20 protein-coding genes are annotated in these 19,324 nt (G+C 33.1%); 14 read left to right on the top strand and 6 right to left on the bottom strand.

Annotated features, from left to right (window positions below; genetic code table 11):
* A complete protein-coding gene (gene bamA, locus SMGD1_RS10830) occupies positions 1–2,232 on the top strand; it encodes an outer membrane protein assembly factor BamA (RefSeq protein WP_008339508.1) in 2,232 nt (743 codons plus the stop codon).
* Here bamA and SMGD1_RS10835 read toward each other — a convergent pair.
* From SMGD1_RS10835 to plsY, 6 genes are all read right to left on the bottom strand, one after another.
* Complete coding sequence (locus SMGD1_RS10835; protein WP_008339289.1) at positions 2,229–3,689, bottom strand: Ppx/GppA phosphatase family protein; 1,461 nt, start codon at positions 3,687–3,689, stop codon at positions 2,229–2,231. The two genes, bamA and SMGD1_RS10835, sit on opposite strands and share 4 nt — an antisense overlap.
* Positions 3,690–3,700: 11 nt before the next feature.
* Complete coding sequence (locus SMGD1_RS10840) at positions 3,701–3,952, bottom strand: YfhL family 4Fe-4S dicluster ferredoxin (RefSeq protein ID WP_008341347.1); 252 nt, start codon at positions 3,950–3,952, stop codon at positions 3,701–3,703.
* Between the two features lie 101 nt (positions 3,953–4,053).
* The gene (locus SMGD1_RS10845) at positions 4,054–5,352 is read right to left on the bottom strand and encodes a sensor histidine kinase (RefSeq protein ID WP_008339358.1); all 1,299 of its coding nucleotides are present in this window, start codon (positions 5,350–5,352) and stop codon (positions 4,054–4,056) included.
* Between the two features lie 157 nt (positions 5,353–5,509).
* Positions 5,510–6,184 carry a homeostatic response regulator transcription factor HsrA gene (hsrA, locus tag SMGD1_RS10850; protein ID WP_008339592.1) on the bottom strand — a complete coding sequence of 225 codons (675 nt, stop codon included), beginning with the start codon at positions 6,182–6,184 and terminating at the stop codon, positions 5,510–5,512.
* Positions 6,185–6,284: 100 nt separating this feature from the next.
* Positions 6,285–6,614: a dihydroneopterin aldolase gene (locus tag SMGD1_RS10855; RefSeq protein ID WP_008339307.1), complete on the bottom strand. Its 330-nt coding sequence runs from the start codon at positions 6,612–6,614 to the stop codon at positions 6,285–6,287.
* Positions 6,614–7,228 carry a glycerol-3-phosphate 1-O-acyltransferase PlsY gene (gene plsY, locus SMGD1_RS10860; protein ID WP_008339567.1) on the bottom strand — a complete coding sequence of 205 codons (615 nt, stop codon included), beginning with the start codon at positions 7,226–7,228 and terminating at the stop codon, positions 6,614–6,616. The genes SMGD1_RS10855 and plsY overlap by 1 nt, the downstream gene beginning before the upstream one ends.
* A gap of 99 nt (positions 7,229–7,327) precedes the next feature.
* On the opposite strand from plsY, the gene nadA reads away from it, so the two are divergent.
* The 13 genes from nadA (at position 7,328) to ribD (ending at position 19,323) form a co-directional block, all read left to right on the top strand.
* Positions 7,328–8,326, top strand: a complete 999-nt coding sequence (gene nadA / locus SMGD1_RS10865; RefSeq protein WP_008339431.1) for a quinolinate synthase NadA — start codon at positions 7,328–7,330, stop codon at positions 8,324–8,326.
* Positions 8,323–9,138, top strand: coding sequence for a carboxylating nicotinate-nucleotide diphosphorylase (nadC, locus tag SMGD1_RS10870; protein ID WP_008339301.1), 816 nt, complete (start codon positions 8,323–8,325; stop codon positions 9,136–9,138). The genes nadA and nadC overlap by 4 nt, the downstream gene beginning before the upstream one ends.
* An 11-nt stretch (positions 9,139–9,149) precedes the next feature.
* Positions 9,150–10,199, top strand: a complete 1,050-nt coding sequence (gene flhB, locus SMGD1_RS10875; protein WP_008339595.1) for a flagellar biosynthesis protein FlhB — start codon at positions 9,150–9,152, stop codon at positions 10,197–10,199.
* A 27-nt stretch (positions 10,200–10,226) separates the two neighbouring features.
* Entirely contained in the window at positions 10,227–10,904 is a 678-nt protein-coding gene (locus SMGD1_RS10880; protein WP_008339196.1) for a DHH family phosphoesterase, read from the top strand.
* Between the two features lies 1 nt (position 10,905).
* Entirely contained in the window at positions 10,906–12,273 is a 1,368-nt protein-coding gene (gene pgp6 / locus SMGD1_RS10885; RefSeq protein ID WP_008339303.1) for a peptidoglycan metallopeptidase Pgp6, read from the top strand.
* 98 nt (positions 12,274–12,371) lie between these two features.
* A complete protein-coding gene (gene lpxC / locus SMGD1_RS10890; RefSeq protein ID WP_008339510.1) occupies positions 12,372–13,256 on the top strand; it encodes a UDP-3-O-acyl-N-acetylglucosamine deacetylase in 885 nt (294 codons plus the stop codon).
* The gene (locus tag SMGD1_RS10895; protein ID WP_008339291.1) at positions 13,249–13,710 is read left to right on the top strand and encodes a hypothetical protein; all 462 of its coding nucleotides are present in this window, start codon (positions 13,249–13,251) and stop codon (positions 13,708–13,710) included. Before lpxC ends, SMGD1_RS10895 begins: the two co-directional genes overlap by 8 nt.
* An 8-nt stretch (positions 13,711–13,718) precedes the next feature.
* A complete protein-coding gene (thrB, locus tag SMGD1_RS10900) occupies positions 13,719–14,600 on the top strand; it encodes a homoserine kinase (RefSeq protein WP_008339365.1) in 882 nt (293 codons plus the stop codon).
* 31 nt (positions 14,601–14,631) lie between these two features.
* Positions 14,632–14,895, top strand: a complete 264-nt coding sequence (locus tag SMGD1_RS10905; RefSeq protein ID WP_008341351.1) for a DUF448 domain-containing protein — start codon at positions 14,632–14,634, stop codon at positions 14,893–14,895.
* Positions 14,879–17,518: a translation initiation factor IF-2 gene (infB, locus tag SMGD1_RS10910; protein ID WP_008339207.1), complete on the top strand. Its 2,640-nt coding sequence runs from the start codon at positions 14,879–14,881 to the stop codon at positions 17,516–17,518. Before SMGD1_RS10905 ends, infB begins: the two co-directional genes overlap by 17 nt.
* The gene (gene rbfA, locus SMGD1_RS10915; protein WP_008339477.1) at positions 17,515–17,880 is read left to right on the top strand and encodes a 30S ribosome-binding factor RbfA; all 366 of its coding nucleotides are present in this window, start codon (positions 17,515–17,517) and stop codon (positions 17,878–17,880) included. The genes infB and rbfA overlap by 4 nt, the downstream gene beginning before the upstream one ends.
* The gene (locus SMGD1_RS10920; RefSeq protein ID WP_008339233.1) at positions 17,870–18,319 is read left to right on the top strand and encodes an LSm family protein; all 450 of its coding nucleotides are present in this window, start codon (positions 17,870–17,872) and stop codon (positions 18,317–18,319) included. Before rbfA ends, SMGD1_RS10920 begins: the two co-directional genes overlap by 11 nt.
* The gene (ribD, locus tag SMGD1_RS10925) at positions 18,313–19,323 is read left to right on the top strand and encodes a bifunctional diaminohydroxyphosphoribosylaminopyrimidine deaminase/5-amino-6-(5-phosphoribosylamino)uracil reductase RibD (protein ID WP_008339367.1); all 1,011 of its coding nucleotides are present in this window, start codon (positions 18,313–18,315) and stop codon (positions 19,321–19,323) included. The genes SMGD1_RS10920 and ribD overlap by 7 nt, the downstream gene beginning before the upstream one ends.
* Position 19,324: the final 1 nt, after the last annotated feature.

Genomic DNA, 19,324 nt, shown 5'->3' on the forward strand with positions numbered 1-19,324 from the left:
ATGAGAATATTTTTAGCAATCTTGCTAGCTCTAATAACAATGAACCTATTTGCTATGACTGTAAAGTCTGTTAACTATGAAGGAATGGTACACATTTCAAAGCCGGTTGCACTAAGAATGCTTGAGTTTGAAATAGGCGATACAATAGATGATAAAACTCTAGATGAATCAATAAAAAAATATTTTAAACAGGGATATTTTGATGATGTTTGGGCTGAGTTTGATGATGGAAATCTAACTTACCACTTTAAAGAAAAAGCTATTATCTCTAAGATTGAACTAAAGGGTTGGAAAGAAAACGATAAAGATATTTTAGATAGTGTTGTTCAGATTAAAAAGGGTTCACTTTATGATAAAAAAAAGTTAGAAGCTGCTAAAAAAAGAATTATAGAAGCGATTAGTCAAGACGGAAAAATTGACAGTGTTGTAGAGGTAGAAGAAGAACTTCTAGACAATGGCAGTATTAAGGTTACCTTCATTGCAAATGAAGGTAAAGAGATTGTTATAGAAAAGTTAGACTACAGTGGTGTACTTGGTTTAGACAGTGATCTTTTCAATGATGTTATAGCAAATAAAGAGCATCAGTTCATGGGTTGGTTTTGGGGACGAAATAACGGAGAGATGAAACTTTCTGATTTAGCGTATGATCCGCTTAGAATTCGTGATACCTATATGCAGTATGGGTACTTAGATGCTAAAGTTGATGAACCATTTGTTAGGGTGAATTTTGACCACTACACGGCTGACATGAGTTATCAGATAGAAGAGGGTGAAGTTTATCATATTAGCGGTATCTCTATAAATCAAGTTGAGCATGTTATTGCTGATGAAAAGATACGTGAGATAATTAGTTTAGAAAAGGGTGAAGCCTTTAATATTAAAACTTTTCGTGATGATGCACAAAAAATCAAAACAATTATTGCAGATTTAAGTTACGCTTTTGTTCAAGTTGTTCCTGACCTTAGAAAAAATAAAGAAGACCATACTGTTGAAGTTGTATTTAAAATTACGCCTGGTGATAAAGTTAAAATAAGAAATGTAGTAATCTCTGGAAATAACAGAACACTAGATAGAATCATACGTAGAGAGCTCTATCTTGGGCCTGGAGATATGTATTCACTAACTGACCTAAAAGACTCCAGAAACTCTTTAGGTAGACTTGGTTTTTTCGATGGAAATACAATAGAAGAGAAGAGAATAGATAACTCTAATATGGATCTTGTTGTAAAAGTAAAAGAGGCACCGACCGGTAATATTCAACTTGGTGGTGGATACGGTAGTTATGGTGGTCTTTTAGTTACAGTTGCAGTAGATGATAGAAATATATGGGGTTCTGGTATCAATATGGGTGTAAAAGCTGAAAAGTCTGAAAAGACTCAGAATTACTCATTTAATATCTCAAATCCGAGACTAAATGATAGTGACTTTAGCGGTAATTTTTCAATATTTAAATCATTTTATGAATACAATGATTATAGTGTAGACTCTGATGGTGTAAGCATTGGAACCGGACATAGGTTCTCAAGACATATTAGTGGATACCTAGGTTATAGTTTTTCGAACAATAGTTACAGTGATGTAGACGCTAACTCTACGGTAGCTAATTCAATATATTTTGAAAGTTATGCAAAAAGTTCTATCGTAATTAGTTCAAAGTTTGATAATACTGATGATTACTATCTTCCAAGAGAAGGGTTTGATATAAGTCAGAGTTTTGAGAAATCAGGACTTGGCGCAGATGCTGACTTCTTTAAAAGTAGAACAAATTTTGGTAAATACATTGGCTTGGAAGATTATGTTGGTTTCGATGCAATCTTTAGATATAAAGCTAGATTTTATTTTGCTGCAGACACTGGATACTTGCCAATTGCCGATAAATTTTATATGGGTGGACTTGGAAGTGTTAGAGGTTATGAGTCATATTCCATCTCTCCAGCTGTAGTAGAAAGTGACGGAACTATTAGACGTATTGGTGGGAAACAGACTTTTTCTAACAATGTTGAACTTAGTCTTCCTCTTGTACCTAAAGCTAAAATGAGAATGGTCGCATATCTTGACTGGGGATTTATCGGTGATGACTCTCTTGATGAATTTTCTCGTGGCGGTTATGGTCTAGGTTTAGAGTGGTTCTCTCCAGTTGGACCAATTCAGCTTATGTTTTCGAAACCACTTAATGTGCAAGACGGAGATAAAACAACTTCTTTCGAGTTTACAATGGGACAGAGATTTTAAAATATAACTTTTAAATTCTCTATTCTCTCTAATTTATTTACAGACTCTCTACATAAACGAAGTGACTCTTTTGAGTCTATCTTTAATACACCATCATTAAAAATTAACTCAAAGTCAATATTTCTAGGTCTATGCGCTACAAGAGATACACTAAGAGACAGGATATAACTAAGAGCATATAGAGTTTTTTGTTCAGGTAAGAGCTCACGATACTTTTGCATATGTGAAGGTGATGGTAGTTTCTTTTTTGCATATTTACATAGAGTGGATATCAGAGTAATTTGATTATGCGTAAATCCATATTCCAATGCACTTTGCAGTATGTAATAGCTGTGTTTATTTTTAGAGAAAAAGTGTATATCATTTCCACAAGGGTATAGTTTAGCAGCAAGGCTTAAATCTTTACGAAAAGATTTATCAATGCCTAAATGTTTATGTGTGATGTCAAAAATCTTTTTTGCAAGTGAATTTAATTGTATTGCTATACCTTTTTCACTTACGTGAGAGTCTAGAATATATCTTGCTGAACTATTATAGTGCTCAGGAAACTTGTCTTTTGAACCTCTTAATAGATCTGCAAGAAAAGCACCTTCCCTTACTCCCACACCGCTTGTTATTACTTTTTCTATTGATAGTTTTTTTAGAACTCTTTGAAGTATTAGAGCTCCTGGCTTAATAATATCAAATCTTTCATCCTTGATACCAAGATTAGTAAGTTCTTCCTCGTCAGCTTTCATTATTGAAGATATAAAGTTATCTAATTCAGTGCCTGTATAAGAGAATGCATGAAGTTTGTTTAAAGGATGTTCTTTATTATCCATTATAGCATTGGATATTGCTCTGAAAGTTCCACCAATACCAATTAGTGTTTTAGCTTGTATGCCATCAAGAACTTCTAGTTTTGCATCAATGTATTTTATTGCTTCACTCTTGTTTTTGTCATCACAAAACAGTTCTTTTAATCTTACAGTACCTAAGTTTAGTGATAGGGTATTTGAGACATCTTTATCATTGATGAGGGCTAGTTCGGTTGAACCACCCCCTATATCTATACTTAGCGCATTTTTTTGAGTAGGCAGAAGATTCGCACAGGCAATTGCACCTAAGTAAGCTTCTTTTTCACCATTAATAATTTTTATATTTAGATTTAATTCCTCTTTTGCTCTTAAGAGGAATTCTTTTTTGTTTGGTGCATCTCGTAAGGCAGAAGTAGCGACACATAAAGTTTTTCTTGCTTTATATGAAGCTATGATGCTTAGAAAGTCTTTTAATGCATCTAAAGTTCTTTGCATAGGAATCTCTTGAAGATTACCATCATTTTGGTAAGCATTTTCAGAGAGTCTTACTTTACTCTTTGATTCATTAAGCAGATGAAATGCAAAACGAGAAGTCTTTTCATAGACTACTAATCTAACTGAGTTAGAACCTATGTCTATTACCGCTACACGTTTTGCCATATATGTAGACTTTAATCTTCGTTTTCTAAATTTCTAGATTTAAATTGAAGTTCCGCAATAGATTCTACATTATCTTTATCTAAAACAATACAATCAACAGGACAAACTGATATACAGGCTGGTTCATCATAAACACCTACACATTCAGTACATCTGTCTGGGTCTATATAGTAAATTGGATCACCCTCTTCGATAGCCATTGTAGGACACTCTTCGCGACATGCGTCACAAGCAATACATTCATCATTAATTAATAGAGCCATTAAAAAACCTTATATTTTATAGTTGTTTTTTATAGATTCATTCATCTATATTTTACATGTCCGATTTATATCAAATTATAGCTTCAGAATTTTTTAAACGATTATCTTTTTGGTAGTAAGCAAGACAATTTAGAATTTATTTCAAGTGAAGATATCGTACCGTCTATTCCATCATCTCTATTCTTTATATTTATCTTTGCTCCTAATGCGTCTGCGGCGCTTTTAGCTAAGAACAACCCTAGACCAACACCAGACTTGTTTCCTTGTCTTTTAAACGGTGCAAATAGGTCTACACTCTCATCAATACCACAGCCCTCATCTATAACTTCAATAAGTAGTCCATATTCACTCTGGCAGCTTCTAAGTGTAACCGATTTATCTTTTTCAGTGAACTTTATAGCATTTTGCAGGAAGTTTTGAACTATCTGGTTAAGAAGAGATACCTGCATAGTTGCCATAAAACCATTTGGCTCAAAATGCATGTGTAAATCTTTTCCATCATTTTCTGCTAAAAGTTTGAAATCATTTGCCTTTTCACGAAGAAAGGCTATAACATCAACTTCAACAGGTTTTTCCAACTGTGCTCCCTCTTGACGGCCGATGTTAAGAATATTAGATACTATGATATTCATCTCATCAATAGTTTTATTTGTTGTCTTTAAGGCATCTATATACTCTTCAGGACTTCTTTTTTTAATTAGAGTTACCTGATTTTTAAGTTTTATTACTGCAAGTGGAGTTTTTAATTCATGAGCAGTTCCTATAAAGAGTTCTTTCTGATACTTGACAAAGTTCTGTATTCTAGCAATAAGGTGGTTGATTGTGCTCCCTAATGGTTCAAACTCTTCTGGAAGCTCTTTAACCTTTATAGGCCTCATAAGATGCTCATTCATATTAGAGAGTCTTGAACTAATTGTTTGAATTGGAGTGATGAGCATTTTTGATAGTGCAATTGCATAAACGATTACTAGTATGAAACCTACAATATTAATAATAAATATATAACGAAGGATTTTAGCTAAGAGTTTTTTTGTAGGTGTTATATCTCTTGTTATTTTTAAATAGCTTAATTCATCAAAATTAAATGGGTATACAAGTGTTAGGTATGTGTGTCTTTTTTTTGTACTCTCATAAAGGTCTATATCTTGGTTTAGTTTTTTTATATGAATGATTTCAACATCTATTCCCAGTACTGTATCTGGCGTGTCCGGATCAATTTGCACTAGTGATTGGTTGTTAGCTATATTCTTTGCATATTGAATCAATTCTTGATGTTTTTCATCATATATTGAGTTTTCAATATATAGATACAAAAAAGATGAGAATATAAATATGAGCGACGCCGAAGCAAATATAAGTTGGATTAGAAAATTTCTTCTAATACTTCTTTTTGTAAACATTTATTACCTTGATATAAATTATACGCAATTATATCCTAGTATATTAAAATAAAAAGAGAGTGTTTGATGAAATTATTGCCCAAAGGCGAAGCTTTAGTGCCTAAACGGCTAGCAAAGCGAAATGGAAGTGAATTCCTTTTCGCGTTTTAAATAATATTTAGTTGATTTCTTTTGGGAAACAAAAACGGTAACCACGACGACGAACTGTCTCAATAGTTGTAATATTTAATGGTTTATCCATTTTTTGTCTAATCTGATTAATCGCAACTTCAATAACATTTGGAGTTACTAGTTCCGGTTCTTCCCAGATTGCGTCAAGAAGTTGTTCTTTAGAAACAATTTGATCACGGTGACGAGCAAGGTGAGTTAGAACTTCAAAAGGTTTACCCTTAAGCTCAATTTCTTGTTCTTTGTAAGTGATTTTTTCTTCTTCAGGATTGATTATTAAATCTTCAATTTCGATAATATTGCTTCCGCCAAAACGAAGACGAGCTTCAATACGTGCAATTAAAACATCAAAGTCAAAAGGTTTTCTGATATAGTCATCAGCACCACTTCTAAGAGCTTCAATTTCACTTTCGTTATCATCTCTTGCAGATAAAACAACTACAGCTGTTTTTGGAGTATTTGTTTTGATATCACCAATGATATCTATTGCGTTCCCATCTGGAAGCATCCAATCCATTAAAACTAAATCATAATTACGAATGTCAAGATAGTACTCTCCATCTTTAAGAGTTTCTACTGCATCGCTCTGGTAACCAAATTCTTTTAGTCCCTCAGTAAGCATTTTGTTTAATGTTACTTCATCTTCTATAATAAGAATGCGCATTAATTTGTCCTATAAGTGAATATTTTGGCGGAATGATATCATAATTTTAGCTTACTTTAAAGAAAAATTCAATTATTTTTAATAATTCTTTAACTTATAATTAAGATTGGGATTTGTATGAATTACTCACACTTACCTTGCAGTCGGGTAAAATCGATGGTTTTGTTATCTTTATATTCATGCTTTTTATGGATGAATATTCTTTAATTAACTTTAAATTTAGGTAATCTAAAGCATCTTCAATGAGTAAAAACTCACTTTTTATCATAACATCTTTGATTTTTTGAACAATATCTGCATAATTTAAGAAGTTTTTTTCATACTTATAATCTAGAGTAAGATTTATAACTACATCTTGAGGATTTTGCCTTTCAAAATCTAAAATTCCAATAATACATTGAAATTTTAGGTCTTCTATATGAATAGTCACTAAACTACTCTTTTCTCTTCACCTTTAAAAAGACGAATAATATTTGGAATATGCTTATAGTAAAGGATAAATACAATAAAGACTACTGGAGCATGTGCCATATCTGGATGAATGAAAAAGCTAGATATTAAAAGAGCTGCTACACCAGTTAGTGACGAAATAGAAGATATACGTATAGTCTTTGCCCCAACTGCCCAGACAATTAGAGCGATAATTGTTTCATATGGAAGCATGAACATCATAACACCCATACCTGTAGCGATACCTTTGCCACCTTCAAGACCTAAGTAAGGGCTGAAACAGTGACCAATTACAGCTAAAACTGCAATTCCCCAGAGGGTAGCTTCACTAAGTCCTGTAAAATAAGCAACCGCTAAAACTAAAATACCTTTAAAAGCATCGAGAGCTAAAGTAGCAGCTCCTAATTTTTTTGCTAAAGAAGGGTTAGTCTCTTTTACGACTCTAAGCACATTTGTTGCACCTATACTGCCGCTTCCACTTGCTTTAATATCTACACCGGCAAACTTCTTTGCAAGAAGCAGACCAAATGGAATACCGCCTACAAGATAAGCTGCTATAAAAAATTGTACGTTTGTGTTAAATAAAAATTCCATCAAATACCTTATATATTAATTCTGACATTTTACTTTACATATAGTTATAACTATATAAAATTCGATATAATTACAAAATTATATATTAAGGGTTATTTGTTGAAGTTTACAAATGAAGAATTAAAACAAAAAATTATTGAACTAAAAGAGAAGTTAAGTGTAACTCTTGTGGCACACTATTATCAAAGAGATGAAGTTTTTGAAATGGCTGATATTACGGGTGACTCACTGGAACTTGCTATAAGAACAAGAGATGATGATGCAGAGTATGTAGTTTTTAGCGGTGTTGGTTTTATGGGGCAGAGTGTAAAAGTACTCTCTCCTCATAAAAGAGTTGTTATGCCAAAAGCTGCTTGTTGTGCGATGGCTAGAATGATTGACTCAATGTACTATGATGAATCTGTGAAGTTTTTAGAAGACAATGGAATTTCAAAAGAAAATATTCTACCTATTACATATATCAACTCAAATGCTGACGTAAAAGCAAAAGTTGGTGAGATGGGTGGTATGGTCTGTACAAGCTCAAATGCTAAAAAAATTATTACGACTGCTTTAGCTGAAGGCAAAAAGATACTTTTTGTTCCAGATAGATGTCTAGGTCAAAATATAGCAAATCAGATGGGACTTAACTCTTGTGTTATTGGAGATGGGAAAGATCCAAATGAAGCTGATATTATCTGCTACAACGGTTTTTGTTCAGTACATCAACTTTTTACAGTTGAAGATATTACTTTTTACCGTAAAAAATATCCAGGTATTTTAATAGCTGTGCATCCAGAATGTGATCCGGCTATTTGTGACGCAGCTGACTTTGTTGGTTCAACTTCTCAGCTTATAAAGTATATTACTGAATTACCCCAAGATCAAAAAGTTGCAGTTGGAACTGAGTTCAACATGGTTAATCGTCTAAGAAAAAAGAACACTTATGTACTATCTTCTACAAAACCTGAGTGTCCGACTATGAATGAGACTACTCTTGAAGATGTTTATCTGACTCTAAAATCAATCGATGATGGTGAACCTTTAAATGAGATACTTGTGGATGAGAAGACTCAGAAGTGGGCAAAAATTGCTTTAGAGAGAATGTTGGCACTATGATAAAAAAATTTGTAATTGAGACACTCGCAGAGGATGTTGGTCGTGGAGATTTATATGCTCTAGTTGAGCCAAGTGTAGATGCTAGTGCTAAAATAATTGCAAAGAGTGATGGGATAGTAGCTGGAAGAAAATATATAGACGTTTTATCTGAGTTAGAGAGTTTTAAACTCGTTTGGTTTAAAAGTGACTCAGAAGTTTTTTTAAAGGGTGATGTTATTGCCGAAATTAGTGGAGATTCACATACTATTCTACGTATTGAGAGAACACTTTTAAATATGCTTTTACACGCAAGTTCAATCGCTACTCTAACTAGAAAATATGTTGATATCGTTGAGCCATATGGAGTTAAGCTTTTAGATACAAGAAAAACTAGACCACAACTAAGAGTTTTTGAGAAGTATGCTACGAGATGTGGTGGAGCTGTAAATCACCGTATGGGTTTAGATGACTCCTTAATGATAAAAGATACACATCTTAAAACTATAAAAGATTTAAAAAATTACATACAAAAAGCAAGAAAACAGATTCCTTTTACTGCAAAGATAGAAGTAGAAGCTGAGACATTTAAAATAGCAAGAGAAGCAATGGCTAGTGGTGCAGACATTGTTATGTGTGACAATATGAAGCCTGAACAAATCGCCGAAATAGTTGCTTATAGAAATGAAAACTTTGCACATATACTTTTAGAGGCAAGTGGAAATATTTCACTCGATACTATAGAATCATACGCTAAAAGCGGTGTAGATGCTATAAGTAGCGGCTCACTTATCCATCAAGCAAATTGGATAGACCTATCTATGAAAATGGACTAAAGTTATAATCCATGGCTGATGATGCTGAAAAGACAGAAGAACCCACCCCCAAGAAGATAGAAGATGCAAGGAAGGAAGGTAATGTCCCGAAGTCTCAGGATACTTCTGGAGTCATTACGCTCTTTGTAGCAATACTTGCAACGCTAATGCTCTTCCCATATATGAGTAATCATATGTTACTTTTATTTAAGTACTACTTTTCTCTTATTGGCACACCGTTAGATAAATTATTCATGATAGATATAGCAATAGTGACAATTAAAGAGTTTCTTTTGATAATAATGCCTCTAGCGATTGCGGTTGCTATATCAGGTGTTATTGCAGCTCTTGCTCAGTTTGGTTTTTTGTTTACAACAAAGGCAATAATGCCAGATTTTAAAAAGATTGATCCCATTAAGGGAACGAAAAATCTCTTTTCAATGAAAAAACTTATTGAAAGTGTTAAGATTACATTTAAATCATTTACGACTCTTGGTATCGGTTTTGTTTTTTTCTTTTTGTATATTCTAGAACTTCCAACTGTTGCTCTATTTAGTCTTGGAGAACAATTGGTTTGGTTAAAAGACAAAGCAATAATCTTAGCTTTTGTTATGCTTCTTATCATTTTTGTTTTTGCTATGATAGATATTGTAATAGTAAGAAAGCAGTATTTTGATGGGCTTAAAATGAGTAAACAAGAGATTAAAGATGAGATGAAAAACATGGAAGGTGATCCTCTTATTAAAGGTAAGATTCGCCAGATTCAGATGCAGGCCTCAAGAAAAAGAATGATGGCGGAAGTTCCTAATGCAGATGTAATTATTACCAATCCAACTCATTATGCCGTTGCTCTAAAATACGAAGAGTCTAAGCGTGCTCCATATGTAGTTGCAAAGGGTATGGATAATATTGCCCAACAGATTAAAAAAATAGCAAGAGAGAACAATGTACATATTGTTCAAAACCCACCATTAGCAAGAAGTCTATATGCTGATGTTGAAATAGATAAACCGATACCAGAAGAGCTCTTTGCTGCGGTTGCTGAAGTATTGGCTTACGTTTATAAAATGAATAAAAAATAGTGTATAATCGTCAAACTGTGAGAGAAAATGAATAATATTTTAAATGGAATTGACAACGCAAAATATGTTATGATAGTCGCTGATGCCAAGAATCTATCAAATGCTAGTGCTTTGTATACATATATACTTAGGTTGCATAAAAAAGTCTCTTTGGTTTGTGAAACTAAAAATATAGATAATAAGCTATCGTTTTTACCATGGTTTGAAAAAATAAAGTCTGTAAAAGTGTCATCAGCTGATTTTATAATTGAGCTTGACATTGGCAGTCTTGAACTTTACAGTCTATTTAAAAATAACGATATTAAGATAAACAATAAAATGGCAACAGCACTTTATGGAGGCCTTTTACAAGAGAGTGAAGGCTTCTTAAATTCGGCTGTCAATGGTACAACTTTTGCTGTAGCAAAAGAATTAATAGAGTGTGGCGCTGATTATAAAACTTCTAATAGATTTATAATGAAAAGAACCACTTTGTGCGCTATAAGATTAAAAGCGTTAATGCTAAAAAACATGATACTTCAAAACTCTGCAAAAGCTGCTGTGTTTTGCATTTCTAAGGATGATTTAAAATCAACTGGGGCAGAACTAGAAGATTGTGATGAGTCTATGCAAGAAGCGTTAATGCTTCCTCATGTAGAATTAGCAATTCTTTTAGACATAGACAATGAGTATGAAGTTTTAAAATTAAAAGTTAAGGAAATATAGTTTGAGAAGAAGAAACGGTAAGTCTTCGCTAGGTGTTAAGTTAATATTCGCTTTAGTAATAGCAGGTGCTGTGTATGTATATAGTTCTGCAATGTTTGAAAGAGAAGTTCCAAATATAAACCTACATTCTAATGGATATTGGAATTTAAAAAAGCCACTTAAAATAGATATAGATGATAGTAGCGGTGTTAAATCATATAGTGTGATTTTAAAAAGCAAAGATGATGAAAATACTCTACATTATGAGCAATTCATAACACCAAAAGGTTCAATAAGTATAGAAGTTGAACCGCCAAGAAGTGCATACGCTATGAAAGACAAAAGTATTAAAATAATTGTTCAGGCTACAGATGCAAGCAAGTGGAACTTTTTAAAGGGCAATACATCAATCAAAGAGTTTGAACTTAAAATTGATAAAAATAGACCAGAGTTATCAATAATCAGTAATTCATATAAGATTAAACAAGGTGGTGCAGCACTAGTTATTTTTAAAGTTAGTGATGATAATTTAAAAGAGTTTTATATCCAAACAAATTACGATAAAAAGTTTAAAGCACAACCTTTTTACAAAGAAGGATACTATATCTCTTTATTAGCGTGGCCAGTGGTACACCAGAATTTTAAAGCTACTATCATTGCGAATGATTTTGCGGATAACAGTTCAAAGGTTTATATTCCGCTGTACATTAAAACAAAGAAATATAGAATATCAAATATAAAGTTAAATGATTCATTTTTAAAAGGAAAAATCGCCCAACTTGCTGAAGAGTTTGCCGAGACTCAAGGAGTTGAAGATTCTATAGAGCAGTTTAAGATTATAAACGAAGATGTGAGAGCTAAAAATGAGAAGTTGATTCATGAAATAACTTCTAAAGTATCCGATGAAATGATAAACGATTTTAAGATTAACAAGATGTATCCACTTAAAAATGCACAAGTCGTTGCTTCATTTGGAGATCATAGAAAATACTCTTACGAGGGTAATAATATTAGTGAATCATATCACTTAGGACTTGATTTGGCAAGTAACGCTCAAGCTCAGATTAAACCACAAAATAGCGGTAAAGTTGTATATTCTGATTATAATGGTTTATATGGAAATATGCCTATTATTCATCATGGACTTGGACTTTACACACTTTATGGACACTGTTCAAGTGTAAATGTAAACAGTGGTGATTTTGCAAATATTAAAGAGAATATAGCAAATACTGGTAAAAGTGGCTATGCTATGGGAGATCACTTGCACTTTGGTGTTTTAATCCAAGGAGTTGAAGTTCGCCCTGCAGAGTGGATGGATCAAGAGTGGATGAAGTTAAATATAAGTGATGTTATTAAAAATGCTAAAGAAATTATAGATAGAAGCTAAAAGGAAATAAATAATGAAATTATTCTCGCCGATAGGCGTAGCTTTAGTGAGGGGAATTTTTCAAAGAATTCACTTCTTTGTTGAAGGAGACAAATAGAATGTATCAAACTACTATAAAAAAAGCTGTTGAGTTAGTTGGAATTGGATTGCACAAGGGAACGCCCGTTCGCCTAAGACTTGAACCGTTAGAGTCAAATAGTGGAATAGTTTTTTACAGAAGTGACGTAGATGTCGCAATCGCACTAACACCAGAAAATGTAGTTGATACTAAAATGGCGACTGTTATAGGAAAAGATGGCATAGTGATTTCTACCATAGAGCACATGTTATCCGCAGTTTATGCTTATGGACTTGATAACTTAAAAGTTATAGTAGATGCAGACGAAATTCCTGTTATGGATGGCAGTAGTGCAAGTTTTTGTATGCTATTAGATGAAGCTGGTATAAAAGAGTTAGATAAACCTAAAAGAATAATGCGTATAAAAAAAGAGATTATTGTTCAAGAAGGAGAGAAGTATGTAAAACTATCTCCGTCTCCAGATTTGAAATATGATTTTACAATCAAGTTCGCGCATCCAGTTATTAATAAACAAGAGTATGTACTAGAGTTTACAAAAGAGAGTTATAAAAATGAGATAGCTAGAGCTAGAACATTTGGCTTTTTACATGAAGTACAGTATCTGCGTTCAAAAGGTTTAGCTCTTGGTGGAACATTAGAAAATGCTATTGTTCTAGATGATAAAAAGATATTAAATCCTGAAGGCTTAAGATTTCCAGATGAGTTTGTAAGACATAAAATCCTAGATGCTATAGGAGACATGTCTCTAATTGGTATGAACTTTATAGGTAATTATGAAGCAATGGCTGGGAGTCACGATTTAAATCATAAGTTAACAGTAGAGCTTTTAAAGAATCCTGAAAACTATGAAATAATTGAGCTAGTTGGAGAAAAAACTGCGGAATTAGAAAAAGCATATGCCTAAAGTTGTAGATGTTGTTTTAGTTGCTTTATCTTCCCCGATTCTAATTGGAATATATGAAGATAAGAAATTAATAGATACTATTAAGAGCGAAGATAAAAGTTCAGAAGTTTTACCAAAAATATATGATGATATTTTGAAAAAGTATGAAGTAAAAAATCTTTTTTATGCAAACGGACCAGGAAGCTTTATGGCCATAAAAGTTGCATATATTTTTCTAAAATCACTTAGCGTTTTAAAAAAAATACCTCTTTTTGCAACAGATGCATTTTATTTTAATGAAAATCAACCTATAAAAGCGATTGGAAAGCTATATTTTGTTAAAATTTCATCAGAAATAAAAACTCAAAAATTAGAAACAGCACCAAGTATGGAATTTAAACTTCAAGATGTGCTAGATTATAGTGAGTTTAGTACGACGGCGACGCCTTTTTATGGCATCGGAGCTGTTGGATAGGAAAATAATTGACAATAAGTGTACCAGCAACAAGTGCGAACCTAGGGCCAGGATTTGATTCTTTAGGTCTAGCAGTAGATTTACGTAATGAAGTAGAATTTCATCCATCAAAGTTTTTTAGTGTAAGTATTAAAGGTGAGGGTGAAAATAACCCAAGACTTAAAGGTAATAATCTTTTTGTTAGCATCTTTAATGATCACTATAATAGATTAACTCAGAAAAAACAAAATTTCAAATTTACTTTTTATAATCAGATTCCAATGTCTAGAGGACTTGGAAGCTCATCTGCAGTGATTGTTAGTGCAATAGCAAGTGCACATGAAGCAGCTGGAATCAGAGTTTCAAAAAGAAGAATTTTAAATCATGCACTTTTTTATGAGTCGCATCCAGATAATATCACACCTGCTGTTATGGGTGGATTTAATGCTGCGACAGTTGAAAAAAATAAGGTATTTTCACAAAGAAAGCATCTTCCAACATATTTAAAGGCAATTGTTACCATACCAAATAAACCAATTAATACATTAAAAGCTAGAACACTTTTACCAAAATCTTATTCTAAAGAAAATGCAATATATAATTTATCTCATACTGCTTTAACAGTTGGCGCATTTTTTAATGAAGATTGGGAAATGTTAAAGCTTGCAGCTCAAGACAGATTTCATCAAAAAGCTAGAATGAAAGTTCTTCCGGAACTTTTTTCTGTACAAAAGCTTGCATATGAAAGTGGCGCACTTATGAGCACACTATCAGGTAGTGGTTCAACATTTTTTTCAATGGCATATGATGAAGATTCAGCTATGATTGCAAACAAATTAAAGCAGAAATTTCCAGACTTTATTGTGAAAACTTTGGATTTTGATAACAATGGATTGGTAATAGAGAGATAATCTCTATTAAATAAAGTAAGATTTAGATATAATGGCGAAAAAATTAAATCAACCTATTCGAATGTGCGTCTCTTGTAGAGAAAGAGACACTCAAGATAATCTGCTGAGGCTTCAATGTATTGACGGTTCAATAGAAATATTTAAAGATATTGGAAGAAGTTTTTATTTATGCGAAAATTGTATCTTTGAAGAAAAAAAAGTTTTAAAAGCACTGATGCGCCAATGCAAAAGTGGAGACAAAGATAAATTTACGAACAAACTAAAGGAGATCATCGCTGATGATAGAAAAAGTTAGAGTACACGAAATTGCAAAAGAACTGGGTATAGCTTCTAAAGATGTTTTAGAAAAAGCAAAAAAAATGGGTCTTGAAGTAAAATCGGCACAAAGCGTAGTTACTATGGAGCAAGCAGAAGGGCTAGCAAACTTCATTATGAACGGTGAAGTGGCCGCTGAACCAGTAAAACCTGTAATAATAAAAGCACCTACTAAAGCAAAAAGTGATACTCCAAAACAAGAAGAAACTCCTGAAGTAGACGAAAAGGTTGTTCAGATAAAAGCTTCTAAAGAAGTTGAAGTGATTTCTGAGAAAGAAGTTACTAAAGAAGAAACTCCAGAAGAAGAAGTTGCTAAAGAAGAGCCTAAAGCTAAAGCAGAAGTAAAAGAAGAGTCTAAAGCTGAAATAAAAGAGAATAAGACAGGTTCTATTAAAGTTGTTGAACCAGTTATAACTCGTCAGATTAAAAGAACTGGACTTAAGATTGTTAAAAAGAAAAAACCAAAAGTAGAAGAGACTTATGAAGCACCAAAAAAACAGGTGTCCTCAGTCTCTTCTTATGGTAAGGTAAGTGCTGAAGTTTTAGAAGAGTTGGCTCAAAAGAAAAGATCTAAACAGAGTAGTGCTACTGCTAAAAAGCAAGAGCAAGGTAAGCGTATTGAAATATTTGGCGGATCAATGGTTGAAGTATCTATGGATATGGATGATCAAGTAGTTCTTCTTGATCTTAACTCTACAGAGAGAGCTCCACTTCCAGTTGAAGAGGCAAGAAAGCCAAGAGCCCCAAAACCTGCTGGTAGAAATGCTAATAAAAAACAAGCACCTCGTGGTAGAAAAGTTTCTCGTGATAAGAGGAAAAAATATGCAAAATCTACTCAAGAAGATGAAATTATTACTCATGTAGAAATTCCTGAAGATATTCGTGTTTATGAGTTTGCTGAAGCTCTTAATCGTCCAATCTCTGATATTATAAAAGTTCTTTTTGACCTTGGTATGATGATGACTAAAAATGATTTTCTTGGAAATGATGAGATAGAAATTTTATCAGAAGAGTTTGATGTTGAAGTAACTATTATTGATCCTAAAGATGAATTTACTCATAATGAGGAAGATATAGAGGAAGATCCAGATGCGACTGAGAGAGCTCCTGTTATTACAATTATGGGGCATGTTGATCATGGTAAAACTTCACTACTTGATGCTATTCGTGAAGCAAAAGTAACTGATGGTGAAGCAGGTGGTATTACTCAGCATATTGGTGCTTATACGATTGAGCAAAATGGTAAAGCAATTACGTTTATAGATACTCCTGGTCACGCTGCATTTTCGCACATGCGTCAACGTGGTACAGCGATAACAGATATAATTGTAATAGTTGTAGCTGCTGATGACGGTGTTAAGCCTCAGACTCTTGAAGTTATTAAACTTGCAAAAGAGTCTGGCGTTCCAGTTATTGTTGCACTAAATAAAATGGATAAAGAGACTGCACAGCCAGATATGGTTAAAGGTCAAATGGCAGAGCATGGTATGAATCCAGTTGATTGGGGTGGAGATATAGAATTTATTCCTGTTTCTGCAAAATCAGGTATGGGTATTGATGATTTACTTGAAAATATTCTTATTACTGCGGATGTTCTTGAGCTTAAGGCAAATGAAAATGCATTGGCTAAAGCTGTTGTTGTTGAATCTTCACTAGAAAAAGGTCGTGGCCCAGTTGCAACTGTTATCGTTCAAAACGGTACTCTTAAAGTTGGAGATTACGTTGTTTGTGGTGCTTCTTATGGTCGTATTAAAGCCTTAGTAAATGAGCATGGTAAACAGATAAAATTTCTTCTTCCAAGTCACACTGCCGTTGTAGCTGGTCTAAATGAAGTTCCTGCATCTGGTGAAATTATGATGACTATGAGTAGTGATAAAGAAGCTAAAGAGTACGCTCTAAAACGTCACGAGTATGACAGACATAAAGAGCTTTCACATAGTACTAAATCAACGTTAGAAGATATGACTTCTATGATTGCAGAGGGTAAACTTAAATCTCTTAAAGTAGTACTTAAAACTGATGTTCATGGTTCTCTTGAAGCAATTAGAACTTCACTTAATGAACTTAGAAATGATGAAGTTAAAATCAATGTTATCTCTGCAGGTGTAGGTGGAATAACTGAAAATGATGTTGAGTTAGTTTCTAATAGTGAAAACTGTGTACTTCTAGGTTTCAATGTTCGTCCTACTGGTAGCGTAAAAGCACTTGCTAAGCAAAGAAATGTTGATATTAGAACTTACTCTATAATTTATAAACTACTTGATGACATTACTGGTATGTTAACTGGTATGATGGCACCGAAATTCACTGAAGAAAATACTGGTCAAGCAGAAGTTAGAGAAGTATTTAAAATACCTAAGGGTATGGTTGCTGGTTGTGTTGTTGTTGATGGAAAACTTATTCGTGGTGGAATGGTTCGTGTTATCCGTGATGGCGTTGTTACATATGAGGGTGAACTTACTTCACTTAAACGTTTCAAAGACGATGTTGATGAAATCGGTAACGGTTATGAATGTGGTGTTGTTATTAAAGGTTATGACGATGTTGTACCTGGTGATATTCTTGAAACATTCAAAAAAGTTGAGCAAAAAGTTTCTCTGTGAATGAAGCAGAAATAAAGATCAAGAGAACAGAGTCACTTCTCTTGGAATTGATTCCAGAAGCATTAGGTCAGTTAAATGACAATAGACTTCATGAATTAGATATTGTTGAAGTTAAATGTTCTCGCGGTAGAAGTGATGCAAAGGTTTATATAAACCCGCACAATTATTCTGAAGCAGATAAAAACACTTATCTTAGACAGCTTAGAAAAGCTTCTCCTATTGTAGAAAATTTTTGTCTCAAAGATCAAGGTTGGTATCGTTGTCCAAAATTAACTTTTGAGTTTGATACACAACTGAAAAAATCACAAAATATAGAAGACCTGTTTAAAAAGATTGCAAAGGATACTAACGATGAGTCTTGAGAGTGATATAAATTCACTGGTAAAATCAGTTGATTTAGAGCTGTATGATGCTACTGTAGTAAGTGAAAATGATGAAACTATTTACCGTATAAGTGTGATTTCTAAAGAGATAGTTGATGGAAAACGTTCTGGTATTAGTTTAGACGCCTGTGTCAATTTAACTCATCTTATTTCTCCTTTACTAGACGTTACTCCTCCAGTTTCAGGTGATTATAGACTTGAAGTTGGCAGTCCTGGTATAGAGAGAAAGCTTTCTTCTTTAAAGCATTTTTTATTGTCAATAGGGGAAAATATTTCTCTTCTTTTAACAAATAAAGAGAAATACAAAGGTAAACTTGTAAAAGTTAAAGATTCAAAAATTTTCTTGAATGTCGGTGACGAAAAAGTTGAAATTGATTTTTATGAAATTTTAAAAGCTAAAACATATTTTGAATGGTAATAGATAGTAGCTTTTTTATAAATCTAGCCTTGAAAGAGGCTTGGAAATATCAAGGTTTAACTTATCCAAATCCTGCAGTTGGATGCACAATTGTGAGTCCTAAAAATGAACTTTTATCAGTAGAAGCACACAAAAAATCAGGACTCCCACACGCTGAAGTCATGGCACTTCGAACTGCATACTTTAAATTAACAAATGACTCCAAAATACTAGAACTTACATCTTCAAGTGAAATTCATACATTTTTATTAAATAATCATAATAATTGCTTTAGAGATATTTCTTTATATACGACATTAGAACCATGCTCTCACATTGGCAAGACTCCGTCTTGTGCATCACTAATATCCGCACTTGGTATTAAAAAAGTTTTTGTAGGTTTTAATGATATTAATGAAGAAGCATCTGGTGGAACAGAGATTTTGAAAAAAAGTGGAGTTGATGTTCAAAGCTCTATATTAGAGAAAAAAGCTTATGACCTAATTGCACCATTTAATAAATGGAAAGAAGATAAGTTTGTCTTTTTTAAGTGGGCACAGAGATTAAATGGTAGTACAGATGCTGGAACAATAAGTTCTATAGAATCAAGAATTAATGTTCATAAAATGCGAAATGTGTGTGACCTGCTTGTAATAGGTGGAAATACAGTTAGAGAAGATAGACCAACTCTGGATGCTAGACTTGTTCATGGAAAAGCCCCAGATGTGTTAATAATATCAAGAAAAAAAGAGTTTGACAAATCTATAGCATTATTTGGTGTTGAAGGCAGAGAAGTTTTTATAGAAGATAACTTCTCACTCTTAAATAACTATAAAAACATTATGATAGAAGGTAGCTCGAACATGTTCGAGCTAACGAAAGATATTGTAGATTATTATCTTTGCTACTTAGCTCCAACAATTGGTGGGAAGAGTGGATTTGAAAAAGTAGAAGAAAAATTCGAGATTTTAAATATAGACCAAGAAGACCAAGATATAATAATGTGGATGAAAAGGGAAAAATAAT

The organism is Sulfurimonas gotlandica GD1, assembly GCF_000242915.1.
GTDB lineage: Bacteria > Campylobacterota > Campylobacteria > Campylobacterales > Sulfurimonadaceae > Sulfurimonas > Sulfurimonas gotlandica.